Here is a 4,604-nt window from a genome sequence, read left to right on the forward strand (position 1 = left end):
GTAAAAATGAGGACAGGGAAGCCTTTTTATTTTGTCCAAATAGCCACTATTCTGGCAAAAAGACGGACTATCAGACCAATAAACAGAAAAAGACAAACATCAAGCGAGATGTTTGTCTTCATTCTGAAAAGTCTGGTTTACCAGACTTTTACTTATATTCACAAAATTTTCTGAATTTTTAATTGAAAATCACTTTCAAAAGTAGTAAAATAATAAAAAATGAATTTGGAGAAACTATATGACAGTAACAATTGACTGGGAAAACCTTGGTTTTTCTTATATGAAACTACCTTATCGCTTCATCGCTCATTTCAAAAACGGTCAATGGTCTGAAGGGCAGCTGACCGAAGATGCGGAACTGCACATTTCAGAAAGCTCACCATCCCTTCACTATGGTCAGCAGGCCTTTGAGGGTCTTAAAGCCTATCGCACAAAGGAGGGAAAACTCCAGCTCTTTCGTCCAGACCAAAACGCTGAGCGCCTGCAACGAACAGCTGACCGCTTGCTCATGGAGCCTGTACCGACTGACCTTTTCATCAAGGCTTGTAAAGAGGTGGTCAAAGCCAACTCGGACTACGTTCCTCCCTATGGAACTGGTGGTACCCTTTATCTCCGTCCGCTCCTGATTGGTGTCGGCGATATTATCGGCGTAAAACCAGCAGAAGAGTACATTTTCACCGTTTTTGCCATGCCGGTCGGAAACTACTTCAAGGGTGGTTTGGCTCCGACCAACTTCCTCATTCAGGACAAGTACGACCGTGCGGCACCAAATGGAACAGGGGCGGCTAAGGTTGGTGGCAACTATGCAGCATCGCTCTTGCCGGGCCAATATGCTAAAAAGCAGGGCTTCTCAGACGTCATCTATCTGGACCCAGCTACCCACACCAAGATTGAAGAAGTAGGGTCTGCTAATTTCTTTGGTATTACAGCTGATAACGAGTTTGTTACACCGATTTCGCCATCAATCTTGCCGTCCATTACCAAGTATTCTCTCTTGTATTTGGCAGAGCATCGTCTGGGAATGAAGGCAGTGGAACGAGAAGTCCTTGTCGAAGAATTAGACCAGTTTGTCGAAGCAGGAGCCTGCGGAACGGCAGCTGTAATTTCACCAATTGGCGGCGTTCAAATCGCAGATAAACTCCATGTTTTCCATAGTGAAACAGAAGTAGGACCTGTCACTCGTAAATTATATGACGAATTAACAGGTATCCAGTTTGGTGATATTGAAGCGCCAGAAGGCTGGATTGTCGAAGTAGATTAATTTCAGAAGGCTTGCACTTGCAAGCTTTTCTCTTTTTTTGTAGAATAGTAAAAGTGAGGTTTGAAAATGAGTAAAAAAGATAAAAAAATTGAAATTCAGATTGAAGATAGCAAAGTTCTTGTCAATAGAGAAGAGTTCCCTGGATACCGCCTTGTTATAGGTAAAAAAGTAATTGGAGAAATTGCAGAATTGGCTGAAAATAACTTTGCAGTTATTAAAAATGGAAATACCGAAAGCTTTTACAAAAAATTAGAAAAAGCAGTCGGAAATATTATTGAAAATTATAATTTAAGTCACTAAAAGGCTTGTAATAGTCGCTATTTTATGTTAGAATAGTGACTGTTAGTGCACGGAGAGATAGCGAAGAGGCTAAACGCGGCGGACTGTAAATCCGCTCCTTCGGGTTCGGGGGTTCGAATCCCTCTCTCTCCATGTCTAAGATACTAAGGGTGTCAAACGCATAGTAAAAATAGGAAGTTGACTGCAAATCCTGATTTGCTAGGCGACTTATCTTTTTTACACAGCGTTTAGCCCGAGTTTATTTCAGAATACTATCTTAGAAAATGTTTTGGGGTATCGCCAAGCGGTAAGGCAAGGGACTTTGACTCCCTCATGCGTTGGTTCGAATCCAGCTACCCCAGTAAAGGTACTAGATATAGTCTAGTTCGTCAAAGATGTCTAATTGTTGTTGTCCTTGCGTGTGCCTTAAATAAAATATATTTTATGTTGGGTCGAAAGACCTGATTGTCGGAGGTTTTTTTATAATGAACGAATTTGAAGATTTGTTGAACAGTGTAAGCGAAGTTACACCTGGTGATGTGGTAACTGCAGAAGTATTGACAGTTGATGCTGGTCAAGCAAACGTAGCTATCTCAGGTACTGGTGTTGAAGGCGTATTGACTCTTCGTGAGTTGACTAACGACCGTGATGCTGATATCAACGACCTTGTAAAAGTTGGTGAAACACTTGAATTGTTAGTACTTCGCCAAGTTGTTGGTAAAGATACAGACACTGTTACTTATCTTGTATCTAAAAAACGTTTGGAAGCACGTAAAGCATGGGACAAGCTTGTTGGTCGTGAAGAAGAAGTTGTTACAGTTAAAGTAACTCGTGCCGTTAAAGGTGGTCTTGCAGTTGAATTTGAAGGTCTTCGTGGTTTCATCCCAGCTTCAATGATCGACAGCCGTTTCACTCGTAACACTGAGCGTTTTGTAGGTCAAGAATTTGATGCTAAAATCAAAGAAGTTGATCCTGCTGAGAACCGTTTCATCTTGTCACGTCGTGACGTTGTTGAAGCAGAAGCTGCAGCTGCACGTGCTGAAGTATTCGGTAAATTGGCAGTTGGTGAAGTTGTGACTGGTAAAGTTGCACGTATCACAAGCTTCGGTGCTTTCATCGACCTTGGTGGTGTAGATGGTTTGGTACACTTGACTGAATTGTCACACGAGCGTAACGTATCTCCTAAATCAGCTGTAACAGTTGGTGAAGAAGTTGAAGTTAAAGTTCTTGCAATCGACGAAGTTGAAGGTCGCGTATCATTGTCATTGAAAGCTACACAGCCTGGTCCATGGGATGGCGTTGAGCAAAAATTGGCAGCTGGCGATGTCATCGAAGGTAAAGTAAAACGCTTGACTGACTTCGGTGCTTTCGTTGAAGTATTGCCAGGTATCGATGGTTTGGTACATATCTCACAAATTTCACACAAACGTGTTGAAAATCCAAAAGATGCTTTGTCAGTAGGTCAAGAAGTAACTGTTAAAGTTCTTGAAGTAAACGCAGCTGATGAGCGTGTATCACTTTCTATCAAAGCTTTGGAAGAGCGTCCAGCAGCAGTTGAAGGTGAAGAAAAAGCTGAAAAACGTGCTCCACGTCCACGTCGTCAAAAACGTGATTACGAATTGCCAGAAACTCAATCTGGATTCTCAATGGCTGACCTTTTCGGTGACATTGAATTGTAATTCATATAAAAACTTGCCTTGTGCAAGTTTTTCCTTTCCACCCTTAGTGTAATGGATATCACGTAAGATTCCGGTTCTTGAGATGGGGGTTCGATTCCCTCAGGGTGGATTAAATTGAAAAGCCTGCATTAACAGGCTTTTTTGTTATATTATATGAAGGAGGCATGATATGTTACATTTTGAAAATGACTATAATAAAGGTGCCCATCCTACCTTGCTAGAAGCCTTAGTTGCAAGCAACCAAGAAGGGTTATCTGGATATGGCACTGATAAATATACTGAATCTGCTATCGAAAAAATCAGACTTGCTACGGACTGTCCTCATGCACAAGTTACGTTTTTAGCAGGTGGCACGCAGACCAATCAAATTGTCATTTCGTCTATGTTAGCTTCCTATGAAGGAGTCATTGCGGCGGATACTGGGCATATTGCAGTTCATGAAGCGGGGGCAATTGAATTCACAGGCCATAAAGTGTTGGCTTTACCGCATACGGATGGCAAACTTGTCGCAAATGCAGTTGAGAACTATATTTCCGATTTCTACGCAGATGTTAATCATGCTCACATGGTTCATCCTGGTATGGTCTATATTTCCCATCCAACAGAGTATGGTACACTTTATAGCAAGTCAGAGTTAGAAGCCTTGTCAACAGTTTGTCGTCATCACAAGATCCCGCTTTTTTTAGATGGAGCTCGTTTGGGTTATGGTCTCGCTGCTCGTGAAACGGATCTTGATTTGAAGACAATTGCAGAGCTGACAGATGTTTTCTACATTGGTGGGACAAAACTCGGTGCTTTGATGGGGGAAGCTTTGGTATTTACAAAGAACAACCAGCCTAAGAATTTCATATCAATCGTCAAACACCATGGTGCCTTGTTGGCAAAAGGAAGGGTGACGGGTGTCCAGTTTGATTGCTTATTTACTGATGACTTGTATCTTGAATTGGGGCGTCATGCTATCGCAATGGCAGAGCAACTGATCCAGATTTTGGAAGAGAAAGGCTTTCAATTCTATCTCAAATCCCCGACCAATCAGCAATTCGTTATTGTTAAGAATGAAGAATTGACTAGATTGACAGAAGCTGGAATTGCCTATGGCTTCTGGGAAAAATACGACGATAGCCACAGTATCATCCGCTTTGCGACCAGCTGGTCAACTAGTCAAGAGGATATTGATGAATTGAGAAATAGATTATAGCAAGCAAAAAAGAAAGGCTTAGCCTTTCTTTTCAGAATGAAGACAAAGTCGTTAGAATTATATTTCTAACGGCTTTTTCATATGTAAAGTAGTATAATAGAGATAGGAATACTAGCTAATAAGCAGAGGGAGAATCGCTATGTTACACAAAGAAAATCCAGACTACAATCGCGGTCAATTTGGTTTC

General features: G+C 41.6%; 4 protein-coding genes and 3 tRNA genes. All 7 read left to right on the top strand.

The features are described 5' to 3' along the window. The first annotated feature begins 238 nt into the window (after window positions 1-238). Window positions 239-1,261: a branched-chain amino acid aminotransferase gene (locus tag ODU37_RS10535; RefSeq protein WP_014638036.1), complete on the top strand. Its 1,023-nt coding sequence runs from the start codon at window positions 239-241 to the stop codon at window positions 1,259-1,261. 66 nt (window positions 1,262-1,327) lie between these two features. Beyond that, window positions 1,328-1,561: a DUF2969 domain-containing protein gene (locus ODU37_RS10540; RefSeq protein ID WP_012775068.1), complete on the top strand. Its 234-nt coding sequence runs from the start codon at window positions 1,328-1,330 to the stop codon at window positions 1,559-1,561. A 51-nt stretch (window positions 1,562-1,612) separates the two neighbouring features. Beyond that, window positions 1,613-1,693, top strand: a tRNA-Tyr gene (locus tag ODU37_RS10545). A 137-nt stretch (window positions 1,694-1,830) separates the two neighbouring features. Further along, window positions 1,831-1,902 (top strand) — tRNA-Gln (locus ODU37_RS10550). A gap of 123 nt (window positions 1,903-2,025) precedes the next feature. Continuing rightward, window positions 2,026-3,219 carry a 30S ribosomal protein S1 gene (gene rpsA / locus ODU37_RS10555; RefSeq protein WP_074390638.1) on the top strand — a complete coding sequence of 398 codons (1,194 nt, stop codon included), beginning with the start codon at window positions 2,026-2,028 and terminating at the stop codon, window positions 3,217-3,219. A 37-nt stretch (window positions 3,220-3,256) separates the two neighbouring features. Then, window positions 3,257-3,328, top strand: a tRNA-Arg gene (locus tag ODU37_RS10560). Between the two features lie 60 nt (window positions 3,329-3,388). Further along, window positions 3,389-4,417 carry a low specificity L-threonine aldolase gene (locus tag ODU37_RS10565; RefSeq protein ID WP_105158614.1) on the top strand — a complete coding sequence of 343 codons (1,029 nt, stop codon included), beginning with the start codon at window positions 3,389-3,391 and terminating at the stop codon, window positions 4,415-4,417. Window positions 4,418-4,604: the final 187 nt, after the last annotated feature.

Origin of the sequence: Streptococcus sp. 2021WUSS109, assembly GCF_044427305.1 — a bacterium.
GTDB classification, from domain to species: Bacteria; Bacillota; Bacilli; order Lactobacillales; family Streptococcaceae; genus Streptococcus; species Streptococcus suis.

Coding starts and splice junctions, on each gene's coding strand:
- ODU37_RS10535 (WP_014638036.1), top strand. CDS start 239: ATGACAGTAACAATTGACTGGGAAAACCTTGGTTTTTCTTATATGAAA.
- ODU37_RS10540 (WP_012775068.1), top strand. CDS start 1,328: ATGAGTAAAAAAGATAAAAAAATTGAAATTCAGATTGAAGATAGCAAA.
- rpsA (WP_074390638.1), top strand. CDS start 2,026: ATGAACGAATTTGAAGATTTGTTGAACAGTGTAAGCGAAGTTACACCT.
- ODU37_RS10565 (WP_105158614.1), top strand. CDS start 3,389: ATGTTACATTTTGAAAATGACTATAATAAAGGTGCCCATCCTACCTTG.